Origin of the sequence: Anaerotignum sp. MSJ-24, from assembly GCF_018918145.1 — a bacterium.
Taxonomy (GTDB): Bacteria; Bacillota; Clostridia; order Lachnospirales; family Anaerotignaceae; genus Metalachnospira.
In genome coordinates, this window is the sequence record NZ_JAHLPX010000001.1 from 1 (window position 1) to 18,233 (window position 18,233).

Here is an 18,233-nt window from a genome sequence, read left to right on the forward strand (position 1 = left end):
ACAAACGGCAATAACGAGATTACAGACCTCATACTTTATGATGTACTCAACGAAGGCAAGCAGTTCGGTGTTATCGTTGATACGGATAAGATAATAACAGGCTATGACAATGACGGCGAAGAAACTTGCCAGATAACATATAAATACCTTATCAACGGTGTTCCCGGCGAGGCAACCTTCACAGGTGATGACTACGGCGCATCAAGAGGCCCGGCATACTTCCAGTTCAACAACGGCAAGCTTGTATATATCGGCAGACTTAGCGGAACATCGCTTACAAATGTCGGCTACGGCACAGCAACAAGCCAGACACAGAAATATAACCTCAGCGAGGACGTACAGGTATATGTCAAGACAGGCGTAGAAAGCTATGAAATGACAAATATAAATACGGCAAGCAATACAGACCAGTATACAGTAACAGGATATGTATACGGAAACGAAGTAGTTGTAATTGTTCTCGTTCCGAGAAACTAAAATATAAAAAGTATATCAAGCCGAAAACTTTATTGGTTTTTGGCTTGGTATAAAACTGATTTGAAAAAATAAACATGATATAAAACAAAAAGCATAGCCGGTCGGCTATGCTTTTTGCTGCAATGTATTCAATTAATATCTTTACTTATTTCAGTGACAAAAGTATAATGTCAGTAGAAAATACATTAAAAATTATACGGTGAGGTCGATACCATAAGCATTTTTACTGTACTGTCGCTTTTATTTTCCCAACGATGACCTATATAATTGGGATAATAAAGTGTGTCCTCTTCATGCAGTTCGTATTCATTATGGCCTTCAAGATAGAAATTAATCGTTCCTTCAAGAACAAAGACAAATTCTTCTCCGCCATGATGACTGAATGCACCGCTGTCGGTATGCGGCGGCATTTCTACAACGCCTCCGTACATTTCGTTTTTGCCTTGTATTATAAGTGACTCCTTTACAGGTGCCCCCTTAGATGTATTACGGACAAACGGTTCACGGTCGTCTTTTCGTACAAGACGTATTTTTGTTTGATCCTCTTCCATAAAAAGAGAGAATACGGGTATGTCAAGTGCATCGCATATTGCTTTGAGCGTAAGTAGGTTTGGAGAATTTTTTCCAGTTTCTATCTGGCTGATAGTACTTGATGCAATGCCGGAAATAGATGACAGCTCACGAATTGACATTGCTCGGCTTAATCTGTGCTGTTTAAGGGTGCTGCCTATGAATTCAAGATTCATTACTTGTTTCACCATCCGATACTTTTGTTAGCTATAATTGCTATAAAATACTGGTATTATAGCAAATTGTTTCAAGTTCGTCAAATATAAACAGATTGTTTTAACAGCAAAGCGATGCTATAATGAGAAAAACAAAGCTCTATATTTATAGAATATCCTAATGTATATAACAACACTACAATTTTTGCTTTTAATTAAATGAATGTTTTTGCCAATTTATGTATTGTCTATAAATTGTTTTAGTGTATTGTTACAAATTTTCAGTAAATCATTTTTAAACATCGACAGGAGAAAATTATGCCGGAAAATAAGCTTAAAAACAGCACGATAAAAAATATTGCAGTTACGAGAGGACTTGCTTTTGCACTGGTAACGGCAGTTTATATATACATGGACAATACTTTGAGCGGATATTTGTGGTGTGTATATGTCGGCTTTTTTCTTTCAATGGCTCTCGGTGCAAGGAAGGGTGCAATGCTCAATTATATATTGTCGACACTTATCGGCTACGGATGGGCGTTTTTATATGTGAATCTTGGCGGTTGGCTTTCGGCTGTTTTTCCTGTTAAGGTTAAGCTTTGCATTGTTATTGCCGAGTTTGTTCTTACGGCATCTCTTTTGTTTATTCATCTTAAATTTCTGTCAAATACAAAGCTTAATGTTATTCCGGCTGTTTTTGCCGCAATAGCTACTATATACGCCTCCGGCGGATATTCTGCCGCACCGTACTGCGCTTTATCCGTTGTTATCGGAATAGTCATGGCATTCGCAACGGGAAGAATTATATCGAAATTGGAAGAAAAGGGTTGACCAAATGAACAAAAGCTTATAAAATTAGTAATCAGTTTAGAGTGTTAAATCAGTACATTAAATATTTGCTTTCAGGAGGAAAAATTATGACAGATTTAAAACAGGAAGTAAAGGAGCTTTTCAGTCAGGTTGTTGAATGGCGTCGTCATTTTCATCAGCATGCGGAGCTTTCCTTTGAAGAATTCCAGACATCGGATTACATTGAAGAAAAACTTAAGGAGTTTGGCGGTATCGAAATTAAACGTCCCACAAAGACAGGTGTTGTCGGCATAATCGAAGGAGCTCTTCCCGGACCGACGATCGCACTAAGATGCGATATTGACGCACTTCCCATGACAGAAACAAACGACCTTCCTTTTGTATCGGAAAACAAGGGTGCAATGCACTCATGCGGACATGACGGACATGCTGCAATACTTCTCGGAACTGCAAAGCTCTTTTCTGAAAGAAAAGCACAGCTCCACGGAAAGCTTATCTGCATATTCCAGCATGCTGAGGAGCTTCCTCCCGGAGGCGCAATCGAGCTTGTTAAAGCCGGAGTTATGGAAGGTGTTGATGAAATATTCGGACTTCATCTTTCATCAAACTATCCGACGGGAAAATACGGCTTTGTGAACGGTGCACTTACTTCCGCAACAGACGGTTTTGATATTAAGGTAATAGGCAAGGGCGGACATTCATCTATGCCCGAGCAGTGTATTGATCCCGTAATAACAGCGGCTCAGATTGTGCTTGCACTCCAGAACATCAGAGCAAGAAAAATCAGTACTTACGACAAAGCCGTTATTTCGGTATGTACAATACATGGCGGTGATGCTTATAACATCATTCCAGGTGAAGTCAGCATTTCCGGCTCAGTAAGAACCTTCTCAAAGGAGGTAAGAGCAGAGGTTGAAAAGCAGATTAAACAGATTTCTAACGGAATTGCAGCCGCAAACGGAGCAGAATGTGAAGTTTCATATGACAAGGGCTATGACTCTGTTGTAAATAATGAACAGCTTACAGACGAGGCAAGAGAAGCGGTAAGAGATTGGTTCGGAGAAGATGCTGTTCTTGAAATTCTTCCGGTTATGCCCGGTGAGGACTTCTCTGCATTTACCGAAGCAGGAAACTGCCCCGGCTGTTTTGTTGAAATAGGCACAAGAAATGAAGAAAAGGGCACAATAAGACCTCATCATAATCCGGCATATCTTATGGACGAAGACGGACTTTATTACGGACTGGCTCTTTTCGCATCGGTGCTTGAAAAGAAAATGTTATAATTCAGATTAACGGAGGAAAACTACATGGCGGTTATTAATGCTGTGGCTGATGCTTTTGACAGCACAAAGACTTATATAACGGCAGGCGGTCATTCGTTTGTTATTGATGAACCGGCACCCTTTGGCGGAGAGGATACGGCTGCAAGTCCGGTGGCAATGCTTTTGGTTTCTCTTGCAGGCTGTATCAATGCGATAGGTCAGTGGGTAGCAAACGAAATGAATTTTAAGATTAAGCATCTCCATGTTAATATTGACGGCGAGGTTGACGGTACGGCATTTTTTACAGGAAATCTCGAAAAAAGAGCAGGATTTAGTAAAATTGACGTTTTTATTGAGCTTGATGCGGATATTGATGAAAATAGTAAGGCAATTTGGCTTAAAAATGTCATTGACAGATGCCCCGTAACCGACAATATAAAAAATATGACGGCTGTCAGCTTCGATATTAAGTGACAGGTTGTATTGTATCGTATATTAAGACAGAAATTGAAATTGACAATTTGAATTTTATTCGATATAATGAACAGGTAATCGGGACAGACAAGGAGGTCTGCAAAATGTGTTTTGCACCATATCTGTCCCGTTTTTTATAATAGGAGATGTGATTTATGAAGGAAAAAAGAAATGTGCTGCTTCTGGCTCTGCCATGTACGCTCACACTGCTTATTGCTTTTATTATACCTATGGTGTATACATTTATAAAAGCGTTGATAAACGATAATCTTACATATTATACAAAGTTCTTTACGGATCCGTTTTATATGAAGATTTTTGGAAATACAATAAAATTATCATTAAAAACTACTCTTCTTACTCTTGTTCTCGGTTATCCTTCTGCTTATTTTATAGCGAGAACAAAATCAAAGATTAAAAGTATTCTTATTATTGCAACAATATTCCCGTTCCTCGTAAGTGCCGTTATCAGAGCTTACGGTTGGATGGTTATTTTAGGTGACTCCGGTATACTCAATCAGTTTCTTCTTAATGCAGGAATCATTGATTCACCCATAAAGATAATGTATACCGAAACTGCGGTTATGATAGGTATGGCACAGCTTGTTCTGCCTTATATGATTCTTTCGATTACGGGTGTTATACAGAATATCGATCCGAATGTCGAAAATGCCGCAAAGAGCCTCGGAGCAAATCCGGTTCAGACATTCTTTAAGGTAACATTTCCGTTAAGTGCTCCCGGTGTTATATCAGGCTGCATACTTGTTTTCACAATGGGTATGACATCTTATATTACTCCTCAGTTACTCGGCGGTGCTCAGTATCTTACAATGTCAACTCTTGTTTACAGCCAGATTAAAACAACCTATAACCTTGAGTTTGCCAATGCAATCTGTTACATACTTGTATTCGCAATTCTCATATTCCAGATAGTAGCGAACAACATAAGCAATAGTGTAAATAAAAGGTTAGGAAGTGGAAAAAATGCGTGATGAGAGAGTAAACTGGTTTTCAAAGCTTGTTACGGTGCTTGCATATACATTTATTCTTGCACCTATGATAATCATTGTAATTATATCATTTAACTCCGGAGAGGCTATTCAGTTTCCTCCAAGCGGTGTTTCGTTAAGATGGTATGAATACATAGTTACAGGCCCGACGAACTTCCTTAAGGGACTCGGAAACAGCCTTAAGGTAGCCGCCATTGCGACTGTATTTGATATTTTTATCGGTGTTTTTGCATCGCTTTCGGTTACAAAATATAACTTTAAGGGCAGGGGACTTCTTGTTTCATTCTTTACAAGCCCTATGTTCATTCCTTCGATTTCTTTTGCTTTTGTTCTTCTTAGAACAACAGCAGCAATAAAAATGATGACTCCGTTTTCAAAAATACTTGTAGGTCATCTTATAATTATTCTTCCGTACATAATCAGAAATACAATGAGTATTCTGGTAAACTATAACTGGACGGTAGAGGATGCAGCGGCAAGCCTTGGTGCAAACCCGGCACAGGTTTTCTTTAAGATAACACTTCCGCTTATTAAGCCCGGTATTATCTCCGGAGCAATGCTTTCATTCCTCTATTCATTTGACGAGGCAGTAATAAGCAGCTTCCTTACATCGGCGAAGTTCCTTACACTTCCGGTTCAGATTATCAACTATTTGGAATTCACCTTCGACCCTACGGTTGCCGCCATATCGACTATACTTATGGCTGCGTCGCTTGTTATTATGATTCTTATTAACAAGTTTGTCGGTCTTGATTCCATGATTAACTAAGGAGGACAGTACTTTGGGTTACTTAAGCATAAAAGGACTTACAAAAAGATACGGCGATTTTACTGCCGTTCAGAATATTAATATCGATCTTGAAAAAGGCGAAATGGTTGCACTTCTCGGCGGAAGCGGCTGCGGAAAAACAACAATTCTCCGTATGATTGCCGGCTTTATCGAGCCTAACGAAGGCACAGTGGAAATCAACGGACAGGTTATGAACAAAATTCCCGCATATAAGAGAAATGTAGGTATTTTCTTCCAGAACTATGCGCTTTTTCCTCACATGACTGTTTACGATAACATAGCTTTTTCACTTAAGCTCAAAAAAATGGATAAGAATGTTATCAAAGAAAAGGTAGAAAGCATACTCGCACTTGTTAAGCTTGAAGGACTTTCGGAGCGTTATCCGAGAGAGCTTTCCGGTGGTCAGCAGCAGCGTGTTGCTCTTGCCAGAGCACTTGTTATGGAGCCGAATGTACTCCTTCTTGACGAGCCTCTTTCCAACCTTGATGCAAAGCTCAGAGTTGAGATGCAGGTGGAAATAAAGAGAATTCAGAGAACACTCGGAATAACAACAATCATCGTTACACATGACCATGAAGAGGCCGTATCTCTTGCCGACAGAATTATTATTATGAATGCCGGACATATTTTACAGGTCGGTTCGCCTAAATATGTATTTAATCATCCTAAGACTCCGTTCATTGCGGACTTTATGGGATTTGCAAATCTTATCCATGGTACCGTAAGAGAGGTTTCGGACGGAAGAACATCTGTCAGAACATCAACAGGAGCTGTTGTTAATTCAACGGATACCGAAAGCGATAAGGCTGCGGTAGACGAAGAGGTTATCTTCTCGATACGTCCGGAAAATATTCTTGTTTCGGATAAGCCTGAGGAGGGATATTTAAAGGGAAAGGTTCTTTCACTTACATATAAAGGAAACAACACACGTATAGTTGTCGAAAATATATTTGATGAGCCTTTAACGGTAAGCAGTTATGATTATGAAGGACCTGCCGCAGGCGAAGACATTTATGTTGCCTTCCCGGAAAGCAAGGTTATCATATATAAAAAATAATTTTTTAAAGCAAAAAAGATGCGAAAGGAGAAAATTATGAAAAAGAAATTTTTAGCATTATCACTTGTTGCTGTAATGACAGCAGGCGTGCTTGCAGGATGTTCTTCAAAGACAGAAACAACACCTGCTGAAGACACAAAAGAAACAACAGACGGCGAAGCAGATTACTCAGGTGTTGAGCTTACAGTATGTACATGGGGCGGCTCAACAGGCGCTGCTACAAAAGAACTTGCTGCTGATTTCGAAGCAAAATATGGCTGCACAGTAGTTATTGATGAGGTAAACGCTAACTCAGACCGTATTGCAAAGCTTCAGTCACAGATTGAATCAGGAAACGTAGAAGATGACGTTGTTTACCTTTCAGGTGCATTCGCAAAACAGGGCGAAGGTCTTGATCTCTTCGAAAAAATTGATACATCAGTAGTTGATAACATGGATCAGCTTTATGATTTCGCTCAGAACGAAACAGGCTATGGCCCTATGGTATGTGTAGGTCGTTTCGGTATCATGTACAATGCAGATATGCTTAAAGAAAAAGGTCTTGAACCTCCTACATCATATATGGATCTTTTCGATGATAAATATGCAGGACTTGTTTCACTTCCCGCTATGACAGCAACAGCCGGACCTTACGTTTTAGGTGCAATCGCTGAAGACCTCGGCGGAAGCCTTGAAGATTACCAGGCAGCTCTTGACTTATATAAAGAAAAAGCAGGTAACATCGGTTTATGGTACACATCAGATATCGTTCCCGCTCTTACATCAAACCAGGTAGCTATCACAGTTTACATGGACTTAATGCTTCCTGTACTTCAGTCATCAGGTCTTAACATGACTTGGGTAGACGCAGAAGAAGGCAACTTCATTGATGACGTATTCATCAACGTAGTTAAAGATGCTCCCAACAAAGAGCTTGCACAGCTTTTCGTTAAATACGCTCTTGAAAAAGAAACACAGGAAAAATTTGTTGAACTCAACAATGAAGCTCCTACAAACAAGACAGCTGAAATGTCAGAAGAAAAAGATGCTATCCTTGTTTACGGACAGGATGAATTCGATAAATGTAAATTCTTTGATTATGACTTCCTTAACGGAATCAAACCTACATTAATCGAAGAATGGCAGAAAATCGTTGCCTAACAGCTAATGAAAAAGGCTGCCGCTTAATTGCGGCAGCCTTATTTTAAAAAGTTTTATTAAAGTTCGATTATTGTTCCGGTATGTAACGGCTTGAAGAACGGAAGCTTTTCGGCGAAAGCCTTCATGGCGTCCGGTCCGGTACAATGTCCGGCACAAAGCAGTTTAAGATTACTTTCTTTAAGAGCCTTTACTGTCAATTCGGTTCTTTCGGCACCGAATGCAACAAGATGTGTTCCGCCGACAAATACCCAAACAGGCTTGTTGAATACTTTTTCAACATGACGTATAATATTGATTATACCATGATGCCCACAGCCGGTAAGTACGGCAAGACCACCGCCCATATCGAGCACAAGAACACACTCATCACGATAATCATCGATAACATAATCATTTCCGACCTTTACAAAATCATCGGGACATACAGCCTCAAATTCACAGCTTCGGCTTATGTTTGAGAGTATGTATATGTTCTCTCCAAGCTCATAGCTGTCTGTGCATAATGCTCTGAACGGTACATGCTTACGCTGGAGATATGCCGGAGAAATGCCTGCCATTGTCGGAAAATAAAATTCTCCGTCATCGGTTCTGTGCCAGTATCGCTCAGAAAAAGCATAACGGCTGATATAAACTGGAGTATCGGTTATACCGTTTTCTATAAGGCTTACAGCACCGTCGGTATGGTCAAAATGACCATGGGAAAGCACTATTGCATCAAGCGAATGAAGATTTATGCCGAGCTTTTCGGCGTTTTCCAGACATTTTCCTGTGCTTGCGGTATCGAGAAGTATCTTTTTTCCGCCGAACTCAATGTAGAGCGAAAGACCAAAATCGGCTGATAGAAGCTCATTTTCGCTTATGTTTTCGGCAAGTGCGGTTATTTTAAGCATAATTACCTCCGTTCTGTCAGTACGGTGAAGAGCAGACATTCGTCTGTTGTTCAGCATACTGAATTTAATTTATTTATTAAGTATACACTATTTTTAAATAATTGGGGGATTTTTTATGAAAATAAATGAAATTGAAACTCCGGCGCTTATATTGGATAAGCAGACCTTCGAGTATAACCTTGAACGTATGGATCAGCTTCTTGAAGGAACAACAATGAAGCTCAGACCACATTATAAATCAAATAAATGTTCAGAAATTGCAAAGCTTCAGATTAAAAGAGGAGCAGCCGGCATAACCTGTGCAAAGCTTGGTGAGGCAGAGGATTTAGCCAATGCAGGCATTGAAAATATTCTTATTGCCAATCAGGTTGTTCAGCCGTCTAAGGTCAAACGTGTTGCAGAGCTTGCCAAAGACCACTATATAATAATCTGTGTGGATGATAAAGACAATATTAAGGCACTTTCTGATGCGGCAGTGGAGGCCGGTTCTCAAATTCATGTGCTTGTTGAGTACGAAGTGGGTATGAAACGCTGCGGAGTAGATACATATGATGAATTTATAGAGCTTGCGGAGCTTATAGATAAATCCGAAGGACTTATATTTGAAGGTATACAGGCATACGGCGGACATATGGCACATGAACATTCGCTTGAAACAAGAATTGCCGAAACAAACCGTATCGAAAATGAGGTAAGAGAGCTTAAGGCACTTCTTGAGGCTAAGGGTCTTAAGGTTAAAGAAGTCGGCGGAGGAAGTACAGGCACAATAGAGCAGAAGGCAAAGGATACTGTTTATACGGATATTCAGGCCGGAAGTTATATTTTTATGGATAATGCTTATGGACAGCTTCATCTCGGATTTAAAAATGCGCTTTTTGTGCTTACAACGGTTATCAGCACAAAGAAGGACAGAGTTGTTACAGATACGGGCGTTAAATCACTCGGTATGGACCAGGGCGATCCGGTTTTCCTCGGTGTTCCCGAAGGCAGCCCGATTTCCATGAGCGAGGAGCATGGGGCGGTATACTGTGAGCATAATTTTAAGATAAATGATAAACTCAGATATATTCCCGGACATTGCTGTACAACAGTTAATATATTTGACGAGCTTTATGTTGTTGACGGCGATGAGGTTGTTGACTGCTGGAAGATAACAGCAAGAGGCAAGGCTTATTAATATTACAGAAAAAGCTAATTGAAGATTTTTTCATTGCCGGATGTTCGGCAGTGAAAAAATTTTATATAACCGTTCACTTTTTCGAACGATGTACGCTTTAATATGCTATAATATAAATGCTAAGGAGGTTTTAAAATGTTAGACTTACTTATAAAGAATGCAAAAATTATAGACGGTTCAGGCTCTGACGAATATTTCGGCTCTGTCGGAGTTGTTGACGGAAAAATATGCAAAGCCGACGGTACAGAAGAGGCAAAGCAGGTTATTGATGCCGACGGACTTTATCTTACGCCCGGCTTTATCGATTCCCATTCGCATGGTGACCAGGTGCTCGGTCAGTATCCCGGTATGCTTGCAAAAATCAATCAGGGCATAACAACGGAAATCGCCGGACAGTGCGGTGGCTCCATGTTTCCTGTAACACCGGAGCATATCGATCTTGAAAAGGGACTTCTTGCAATCGGAACACATACCTTCCCTGATGAAATGATTCAGTGGAAAACAGCAAAAGAATATTTCGATTATGCAAAATCGGTTCCCATTATCGGAAATATGAAAATATTAATCGGCCACTCGACATTAAGAGCTGCCGTAATGGGCTATGACAACAGAAAGCCTACCGATGCGGAAATGGAAGAAATGAAACGTCAGGTGCGTATTGCCATGGAATGCGGTGCCGCAGGCTTAAGCTCCGGACTTATATATTCTCCCGGCTGTTACGGAACAACGGACGAGCTTGTTGAGCTTGCATCTGTCGTTAAGGAATACGGAGGATTCTATGCAACTCATATGAGAAGTGAATCTATCTCTGTTGTTGATGCTGTTAAAGAAGCCATAGAAATTGGCAGAAGAGCAGGCGTTCCTGTATGGATTTCTCACCATAAGGTTGCTGGAAGACCTTATTGGGGAGCATCAAAGGAAACAACAAGACTCATTGACGAGGCAAATGCAAGCGGAATGCTTGTTACAGCCGACCAGTATCCCTATGAAGCTAACATGACAGACCTCAATATATGTATACCGCCTAAGTATTTTGTTAAGGGCGGTGTTGACGGAATGGTTGAAGCTCTTAAAAATCCCGAAATGCGTAAGCAGATTAAGGCTGAAATGCAGGACGTAAACTGCGGCTATGATAACTTCTATCTCAATGCCGGCGGTTTTGAAAATATATTTATTGCCGGATGCCCCGAGGTTAAAGAGGCTGACGGAAAATATGTAGCCGAATGGGCAAAAATTGTCGGAAAGGATCCTTTTGACGCATACTTTGATCTTCTTATTGCCAACGGAGGAAAGGCAAACGCAATTTACTTCACAATGGGCGAAGAGGATATGTGCAGAATAATAACAAATCCCAATATATGCGTAGGTACAGACGGAACATGCCGTTCTCTTGACGAAAAAACACATCCGAGAACATTTGCGACATTCCCTAAGGCAATCCGCTATTATCATAAAGAGAAAAAGCTTTTTACTCTGCCTGAAATCATACATAAGATTACAGGCTTTCCGGCTGAAAGAGCTCATCTTAAGGGCAAGGGACTTATCAAGGAAGGCTATGATGCGGACTTTGTTCTCTTTGATTATGACAAGCTTTATGACACACCTACATATGCCGATCCCGTTCAGATGTGTGATGGTATCGAATATGTAATAGTAGCCGGACAGATAGTATACCACGATAAGAAAACAACCGGATTATTCCCCGGTAAGATATTATAATTTAAAGGAGGCCACATAATGAATAATCATGTAATTGACGTAGCACTCGGAAATGCACCTGCCGATATGGTAATAAAAAACGGCCAGCTTATCAATGTAAATACACATGAGATTTACAAAACAGATATTGCTATTGCCGACGGAGTAATTGCCGCATTGGGTTCACTCGGAGAAAAAACAATAGGTGCAGATACACAGGTAATCGACGCAGAGGGCAAATATCTTGCTCCCGGCTTTATTGATGCACATATCCACTTTGAAAGCAGTATGCTTTCTTACACAGAATTCAGCCGTATGCTTGTAAAGCATGGTACAACAGCAGTAGCAACAGACCTTATGGAGGTTGCCATTGTTTCCGGCGAAGAAGGCATAAATGCTATTTTTGAAGAGTCCGAAGGACTTCCTGTTAAATTACTTTATCCCGTACCGGCTTTCATGAGCGAAGAAGGCGACCTTCAGACAATAGGTGCGGCTCTTTCACCGGAAATGATTGAACGCTTTATCCAGATTCCCAGAGCCGTAGGTCTTGCAGAGGTGCTTTATCCGCCTATTCTCAATAAGAGTCCTCTTTCAGCACATATTCTTGAGCTTGCCGAAAAATTCGGAAAAACAGCAGAAGGTCACGCTCCCGAACTTTATGGTGCTCCTCTTAATGCTTATGTATCAACAGGTATCCGTTCAGACCATGAAAGCACAAATAAGGAAGAGGCTCTCGGAAAGCTCAGAGCAGGACTTCGTGTTCTCATAAGAGAAGGCTGTGCCGCAAAGGACTTGGACGCAGTTATTAAAATAATTACAGAAAATCATGTTGATACAAGACATTGTGCTCTTGTAAGCGATGATATTGATATGCTCCATATTTATGAAAAAGGACATCTTGATTACAAAATCAGACGCTGTATCGAAGCCGGCATTGACCCTGTAACAGCTATACAGATGGCAACAATCAACCCTGCTGAAAGCCTTAAGGTTGACAATAAATACGGCAGTATTGCACCCGGAAAATGCGCTGACATAGTATTTATTTCTGATCTTGAGCAGTGTAAGGTTGAAAGCGTTATTTCAAACGGTAAGCTTATTGTTGAAAACGGTGAAACGGTTGTTGAATTCAAAAAGCCTGAATTTAAGTCATGCTTACTTAATACAGTTAAACTTTCAAAGGAAATCACAGCAGATGATCTTGTTATAAAGACAGACGCAAAGAAGGTTAAAGTAAGAGTTATCGGTGCTAAACCTACATCACTTCTTACAGATGCACTTGAGGCAGACCTTGATGTTGTTGACGGTGTTGTTCAGCCTAAGCCTGAGGAGGATATTCTTCGTATTGCCTGTGTAGAGCGTTACGGAAAGGGCGGCAGCATAGGAAAATCATTTATTAAGGGCTTTGGTATAAGCAAGGGCGCTATCGCTACATCAATGGGACATGACCACCATAACATTACTGTTGTCGGAACACTTGCAGAGGATATGGCAGTTGCCGTAAACCGTATACATGAGCTTAACGGCGGTCTTGTAATTGTTGAGGACGGCAAGGTTAAATATGAGCTTCCTCTTCCTATCTGCGGACTTCTTACAGACCTCAGCGGAGAAGAAAGTGCGCTTATACTTAAAGAAATGCAGGAAGACCTTGCAGCTAAGGGCTGCGAAATGGGTTCACCTTATATGACTCTTGCATTCATTACACTTATCTTCATTCCTTTCTACGGCATTACAGACAAAGGAATTGTTGATGTAATCAACGGCAAGGTTGTAGATCCGATTATTGAAAAATTAGCATGATGTTATAAAAGAGATTAGGAAGGAAATAATTATGAGAGAGAAAAGAACATACATTAAGAATGCCTATGTCATTTCAATGAATGACGAAAAGCAGGTCTTTGAAAACGGCGGAGTTCTTATTGTTGATGATAAAATCAAAGCAGTCGGAAAAATCGACGAAAAAGAAATTTTTCCCGATACGCAGATAATAGACGCAAAGGGCAAAATTGTTATGCCAGGTCTTATCAATACACATGTACATACTTCACAGCAGCTTGAAAGAGGTATGGGTGACGATGTTGACCTTCTTACATGGCTTACAGACAGAACATTCCCTTACGAATCAAGCATGACACCTGAGGACAGCTATATTTCAACACTTCTCTGTCTTGTTGAGCAGATTAAATCCGGTGTTACAACAATAGCAGAGCCCGGCGGACAGTTTGTACCAAGTATGTGCAAGGCTGTTGCACAGTCAGGTATAAGAGGTATACTTGCCAAGTCATCAATGGACTATGGCGATAACCTTCCTCCTATCTGGCGCCGTTCAACACAGGAGGAGCTTGATGTTCAGGAGCAGGATTTAAAGGACTGGAACAATACATATGACGGCCGTGTTAAGGTATGGTTCGGATTAAGAACACTTTTCAACGACTCGGATAAGCTTGTTTTAGGCACAAAGGAGCTTGCCGATAAATACAACGTAGGTATCCATATGCACGTTGCAGAGGCAAAGGCAGAGGTAGAATATGTTAAGGAAACAAAGGGTGTTCCTACGGTTACTCATCTCAGAAACCTCGGTGTGCTTGATAAAAACCTTCTTGCCGTACATACAGTATGGCTTACCGACGAAGAGGTTGATATGTTCAAAGAATATGATGTAAAGGTATCCCATAACCCTGCATCGGCTATGCGTGTTCTTGGTTTTGCTAAGGTTCCTAAAATGCTTAAGAAGGGCATATGCGTATCAATCGGTACAGACGGTGCATCTGCAAACAACCGTATGACAATGATTGACGAGATGTATGTAACAGCTCTTATACATAAAGGCTGGAGACTTGATCCTACTGTTGTTAAGGCAGAGGAAATAATAACAATGGCAACAACAAACGGTGCAAAGGCACTTCTCTGGGAAGACGAAATCGGTGCGTTAAAGCCCGGAATGAAGGCAGACCTTATCATAATCAATCCAGATTCTGCACAGATGCTTCCTTTGCATGATCCTATCGCAAACATTGTTACAGCAATGCACGAATCAAATGTTGAATCGGTAATGTGCAACGGCGAATGGATTATGAAAAACAGAGTTCTTGTAACTCTTGATGAACAGGCAATACTTGAAGAAGCTAAAATCCATGCAGAGGCAATCAGACAGAGAGCCGGAATTGTGCTTCCGGATAGATTCCCGGTAATAAAGTGCTGAAAAGTTTGATTTTTGCCAATGGGCGATTTACAAAATCATTTTGCAGCTTTACAAGTCGCAGGGTTTTACTTGCGAGAGAGGAAACTCTTAAATTGCGAAGTACTGACAGTACGGTTGCTCAAAGTTTAGGTCAAGCCTTTTATGAACCGCAAAGATAGATGCGGTGGCGTAGCCACTTTGCGAAGCAAAGTTCTGAACAATGAACCGCAAAGTATGCACCCCGAAGAAAAACGGGGCGGTCGCAGACCACTTTGCGAAGCAAAGTTCTGAATAGGCGGTTTTGCGTAGCAAAATTTTGACAATAGACCGTTTTGCATAGCAAAATGCTTTGACCAGTGAACCGCAAAGAAAGATGCGGCGGTCGAAGACCGTTTTGCGAAGCAAAGTTCTGAATATGATGCGGTGGTGTAGCCACTTTGCGAAGCAAAGTTCTGACCATACTAAGGCTTGTAGGGTTTGGGCAAAGCCTTGATTTTTAAAACTTAGCCGACTTTCCCTTGACAAATAGGTGATTGTCGGCTATCATATTTCATTATAGTATATGAAAAATATAAATGCGTTTATCGGAAGGAGTACGGTAATATCGCCGCAAGAGAGCAGTGTTCTTATATCATTGATATTCGGCTGGAATACACTGTGGGAATGATATGCCGGAAGGTAGTCCGTCAGCAGCATTGGTGAGAACATCGGCTCTGCCGTTAAATAGCCTTTGCCGTTTTGCCTGCGTTAACGGCTTTGAGTGCATGGAATGCGGATTTATTTCTTCGTTCTATGAATTAAGGTGGTACCACGACGCTTTCGTCCTTATGCTGACGAAGGCGTTTTTTATTGTCTGGAAAATAAAGGAGGTTTTATACTAAATGATACATGAACTTGAAAAAACATACAATCCGAATATTGAGGAGCGTATATATAACAACTGGCTTGAAAAGAAATATTTTCATGCCGAGGTAGATAAATCGAAAAAGCCCTTTACTATCGTAATGCCGCCCCCGAATATCACCGGTAAGCTCCATATGGGCCATGCCCTTGATAACACTCTTCAGGATATTCTTATCCGTTGGAAAAGAATGAGCGGATATAATGCACTCTGGATTCCCGGAACAGACCATGCCTCAATCTCAACAGAGGTTAAAATTGTTCAGAAAATGGCAGAAGAGGGCATAACAAAGAACGACATTACAAGAGAACAGTTTCTTGAACGTGCATGGGCATGGAAGGAAGAATACGGCTCAGAGATTCTTATGCAGCTCAGAAAGCTCGGTTCAAGCTGCGATTGGGACAGAGTACGTTTCACAATGGACGAAGGCTGCTCAAAGGCCGTTCTTGAAACATTCATCCGTCTTTATAATAAAGGCTATATTTACAGAGGCGAAAAGCTTATCAACTGGTGCCCTAAATGCCAGACAACTATCTCCGACGCAGAGGTAAACCATGTTGATATGGCAGGACATTTCTGGCATATCAAATATCCCATTGCCGGAACAGATGAATTCCTTGAGCTTGCGACAACCCGTCCGGAAACAATGCTCGGCGATACAGCCGTTGCCGTTCATCCTGAGGACGAAAGATATAATAAATTAATCGGCAAAAAGGTTATCCTTCCTATCGTAAATAAGGAAATTCCTATTGTCGGCGATTCTTATGTTGACCGTGAATTCGGTACAGGTGTTGTTAAAATTACTCCTGCACATGACCCTAACGACTATGAGGTTGGCGAAAGACATAATCTTCCTAAGATTAATGTATTCAATGATGACGGTACAATAAATTCAAACGGCGGAAAATACGAAGGCATGGACCGTTATGAGGCAAGAAAGCTTATTGTTAAGGAGCTTGACGACCTCGGACTTCTTGTTCGTGTTGAAGATATAACACATTCGGTAGGCGTACATGAACGTTGCAACGAAATTGTTGAGCCTATGATTAAGCTTCAGTGGTTCGTTAAGATGGAAGAAATGGCTAAGCCTGCACTTGATGTATATAATAAAGGTGAGCTCCGTTTTATTCCCGAGCGTTTCGGAAAGACATATACACATTGGCTTGAAAATATCCGTGACTGGTGTATTTCCCGTCAGCTCTGGTGGGGCCATAGAATACCGGCTTATTACTGCCAGAAATGCGGTCATATAGAAGTAACAAAGGATCCGACAGGACTTGTATGCTCAAAATGCGGTTCAACCGAATTTAAGCAGGACGAAGATACGCTTGATACATGGTTCTCATCGGCACTTTGGCCGTTCTCAACACTCGGCTGGCCCGATGAAACAGAAGAGCTTAAGCACTTCTATCCTACAAGCACAATGGTAACAGGCTACGATATTATTTTCTTCTGGGTAATCAGAATGGTATTCAGCGGAATTGAACAGGTCGGAGAATGCCCGTTCAAGGACGTTCTTATCCATGGTCTTATCCGTGACGATAAAGGCCGTAAGTTCTCAAAGAGCCTCGGAAACGGTATCGATCCCATTGATGTTATCGAAAAATACGGTGCTGATGCAATGCGTCTTATGCTTGTAACTGGTAATGCTCCCGGTAACGATATGCGTTTCTATTGGGAAAGACTTGATGACTGCCGTAACTTCAATAATAAGCTTTGGAATGCTTCACGTTTCGTAATGATGAACCTTGAAAGCGATGAGGAAGAGGATAAGCTTCTTTACCTTACTGGTGCGGATAAATGGATTTTAAGTAAGGTTAATACGCTTGCAAAAGATGTTACCGAAAATCTTAATGCTTATGATCTCGGCCTTGCCGCACAGAAAATTCGTGACTTCCTTTGGGACGAATACTGCGATTGGTATATCGAAATGGTTAAGCCCAGACTTTATAACAAAGAGGACAGCACAAGAGATGCGGCACTCTGGACACTTAAGACAGTTCTTATAAATGCGCTTAAGCTCCTTCATCCGTTTATGCCGTTCATCACAGAGGAAATCTTTACACATCTTCAGAGCGAGGAAGAAACAATCATGCTTTCTGAATGGCCGGAATTCAAAGCAGAATGGGATTTCAAGGAAAATGAAAATGAAATTGACCTTATTAAAGACGCAGTTCGTGCAATAAGAAATGTTCGTGCGGAAATGAATGTTGCTCCCAGCAAGAAAGCAACTGTATATGTAGTAACAACAGACAGCGAGATTGCCGGAATATTTGAGCGCTCGGCTGTATTCTTTAAGACTCTTGCATATGCTTCAGAGCTTATAATTCAGGATAATAAAGAAGGTATCGGTTCAGATGCTGTATCTGCGGCTGTTTCAGGAGCAACTGTATATATGCCTTTTGCAGAGCTTGTTGACATTAGCAAGGAGATTGAACGTCTTACAAAAGAGCGTGATAAAATGATTAAAGAGGTTGAGCGAGTAGAGAAAAAGCTTGCTAACCAGGGCTTTGTCGCAAAAGCTCCCGCTAATGTTATCGAAGAGGAAAGAGCCAAAGGAGTTAAATACAAAGAAACACTTAAACAAATCGAAGAAAGACTTGAGGCGTTAAAGTAAAATGATGTAGAGGTATGTGGCTTC

General features: G+C 41.0%; 17 protein-coding genes. 15 read left to right on the forward strand and 2 right to left on the reverse strand.

All coding sequences use genetic code 11. The annotated features are described in order from the left end of the window. Positions 1-477, forward strand: a 477-nt coding sequence (locus tag KQI66_RS00005) for a hypothetical protein (protein ID WP_216426660.1), incomplete at its 5' end; no start/stop codon positions are given. Positions 478-662: 185 nt separating this feature from the next. On the opposite strand, the gene KQI66_RS00010 is transcribed toward KQI66_RS00005, so the two are convergent. After that, the gene (locus tag KQI66_RS00010; RefSeq protein ID WP_253287595.1) at positions 663-1,238 is read right to left on the reverse strand and encodes a helix-turn-helix domain-containing protein; all 576 of its coding nucleotides are present in this window, start codon (positions 1,236-1,238) and stop codon (positions 663-665) included. A gap of 282 nt (positions 1,239-1,520) precedes the next feature. Between KQI66_RS00010 and KQI66_RS00015 the strand changes: the two genes are divergently transcribed. From KQI66_RS00015 to KQI66_RS00045, 7 genes are all read left to right on the forward strand, one after another. Beyond that, entirely contained in the window at positions 1,521-2,033 is a 513-nt protein-coding gene (locus KQI66_RS00015) for a DUF1097 family protein (protein ID WP_216426661.1), read from the forward strand. Positions 2,034-2,119: 86 nt separating this feature from the next. Beyond that, positions 2,120-3,295 carry a M20 metallopeptidase family protein gene (locus KQI66_RS00020; RefSeq protein ID WP_216426662.1) on the forward strand — a complete coding sequence of 392 codons (1,176 nt, stop codon included), beginning with the start codon at positions 2,120-2,122 and terminating at the stop codon, positions 3,293-3,295. Positions 3,296-3,319: 24 nt separating this feature from the next. Next, positions 3,320-3,748, forward strand: a complete 429-nt coding sequence (locus KQI66_RS00025; protein WP_216426663.1) for an OsmC family protein — start codon at positions 3,320-3,322, stop codon at positions 3,746-3,748. 155 nt (positions 3,749-3,903) lie between these two features. Next, entirely contained in the window at positions 3,904-4,740 is an 837-nt protein-coding gene (locus tag KQI66_RS00030) for an ABC transporter permease (protein WP_216426664.1), read from the forward strand. Continuing rightward, complete coding sequence (locus KQI66_RS00035; RefSeq protein ID WP_216426665.1) at positions 4,733-5,527, forward strand: ABC transporter permease; 795 nt, start codon at positions 4,733-4,735, stop codon at positions 5,525-5,527. Before KQI66_RS00030 ends, KQI66_RS00035 begins: the two co-directional genes overlap by 8 nt. A 13-nt stretch (positions 5,528-5,540) precedes the next feature. Further along, a complete protein-coding gene (locus KQI66_RS00040; RefSeq protein WP_216426666.1) occupies positions 5,541-6,605 on the forward strand; it encodes an ABC transporter ATP-binding protein in 1,065 nt (354 codons plus the stop codon). 36 nt (positions 6,606-6,641) lie between these two features. Further along, complete coding sequence (locus tag KQI66_RS00045; RefSeq protein WP_216426667.1) at positions 6,642-7,745, forward strand: extracellular solute-binding protein; 1,104 nt, start codon at positions 6,642-6,644, stop codon at positions 7,743-7,745. 56 nt (positions 7,746-7,801) lie between these two features. Here the strand turns inward: KQI66_RS00045 and KQI66_RS00050 are convergent, their stop codons facing one another. Then, a complete protein-coding gene (locus KQI66_RS00050; RefSeq protein ID WP_216426668.1) occupies positions 7,802-8,692 on the reverse strand; it encodes an MBL fold metallo-hydrolase in 891 nt (296 codons plus the stop codon). A 58-nt stretch (positions 8,693-8,750) separates the two neighbouring features. Here KQI66_RS00050 and KQI66_RS00055 point away from each other — a divergent pair, with 58 nt between their 5' ends. The 7 genes from KQI66_RS00055 to KQI66_RS00080 all read left to right on the forward strand — a co-directional run bounded on the left by KQI66_RS00055 (position 8,751) and on the right by KQI66_RS00080 (position 18,209). Then, positions 8,751-9,812 carry a DSD1 family PLP-dependent enzyme gene (locus tag KQI66_RS00055; RefSeq protein ID WP_216426669.1) on the forward strand — a complete coding sequence of 354 codons (1,062 nt, stop codon included), beginning with the start codon at positions 8,751-8,753 and terminating at the stop codon, positions 9,810-9,812. A gap of 135 nt (positions 9,813-9,947) precedes the next feature. Next, positions 9,948-11,531 carry an N-acyl-D-amino-acid deacylase family protein gene (locus KQI66_RS00060; RefSeq protein WP_216426670.1) on the forward strand — a complete coding sequence of 528 codons (1,584 nt, stop codon included), beginning with the start codon at positions 9,948-9,950 and terminating at the stop codon, positions 11,529-11,531. Between the two features lie 18 nt (positions 11,532-11,549). Beyond that, positions 11,550-13,310 (forward strand): adenine deaminase, encoded by a 1,761-nt coding sequence (gene ade / locus KQI66_RS00065; protein ID WP_216426671.1) that lies wholly within the window; start codon positions 11,550-11,552, stop codon positions 13,308-13,310. Between the two features lie 31 nt (positions 13,311-13,341). After that, positions 13,342-14,712: an amidohydrolase gene (locus tag KQI66_RS00070; RefSeq protein WP_216426672.1), complete on the forward strand. Its 1,371-nt coding sequence runs from the start codon at positions 13,342-13,344 to the stop codon at positions 14,710-14,712. Between the two features lie 141 nt (positions 14,713-14,853). Next, a complete protein-coding gene (locus tag KQI66_RS11355) occupies positions 14,854-14,982 on the forward strand; it encodes a hypothetical protein (RefSeq protein WP_256441556.1) in 129 nt (42 codons plus the stop codon). A gap of 377 nt (positions 14,983-15,359) precedes the next feature. Then, positions 15,360-15,572 carry a hypothetical protein gene (locus tag KQI66_RS00075; protein WP_216426673.1) on the forward strand — a complete coding sequence of 71 codons (213 nt, stop codon included), beginning with the start codon at positions 15,360-15,362 and terminating at the stop codon, positions 15,570-15,572. Further along, positions 15,573-18,209, forward strand: coding sequence for a valine--tRNA ligase (locus KQI66_RS00080; RefSeq protein ID WP_216426674.1), 2,637 nt, complete (start codon positions 15,573-15,575; stop codon positions 18,207-18,209). The last annotated feature ends 24 nt before the right edge of the window (positions 18,210-18,233 follow it).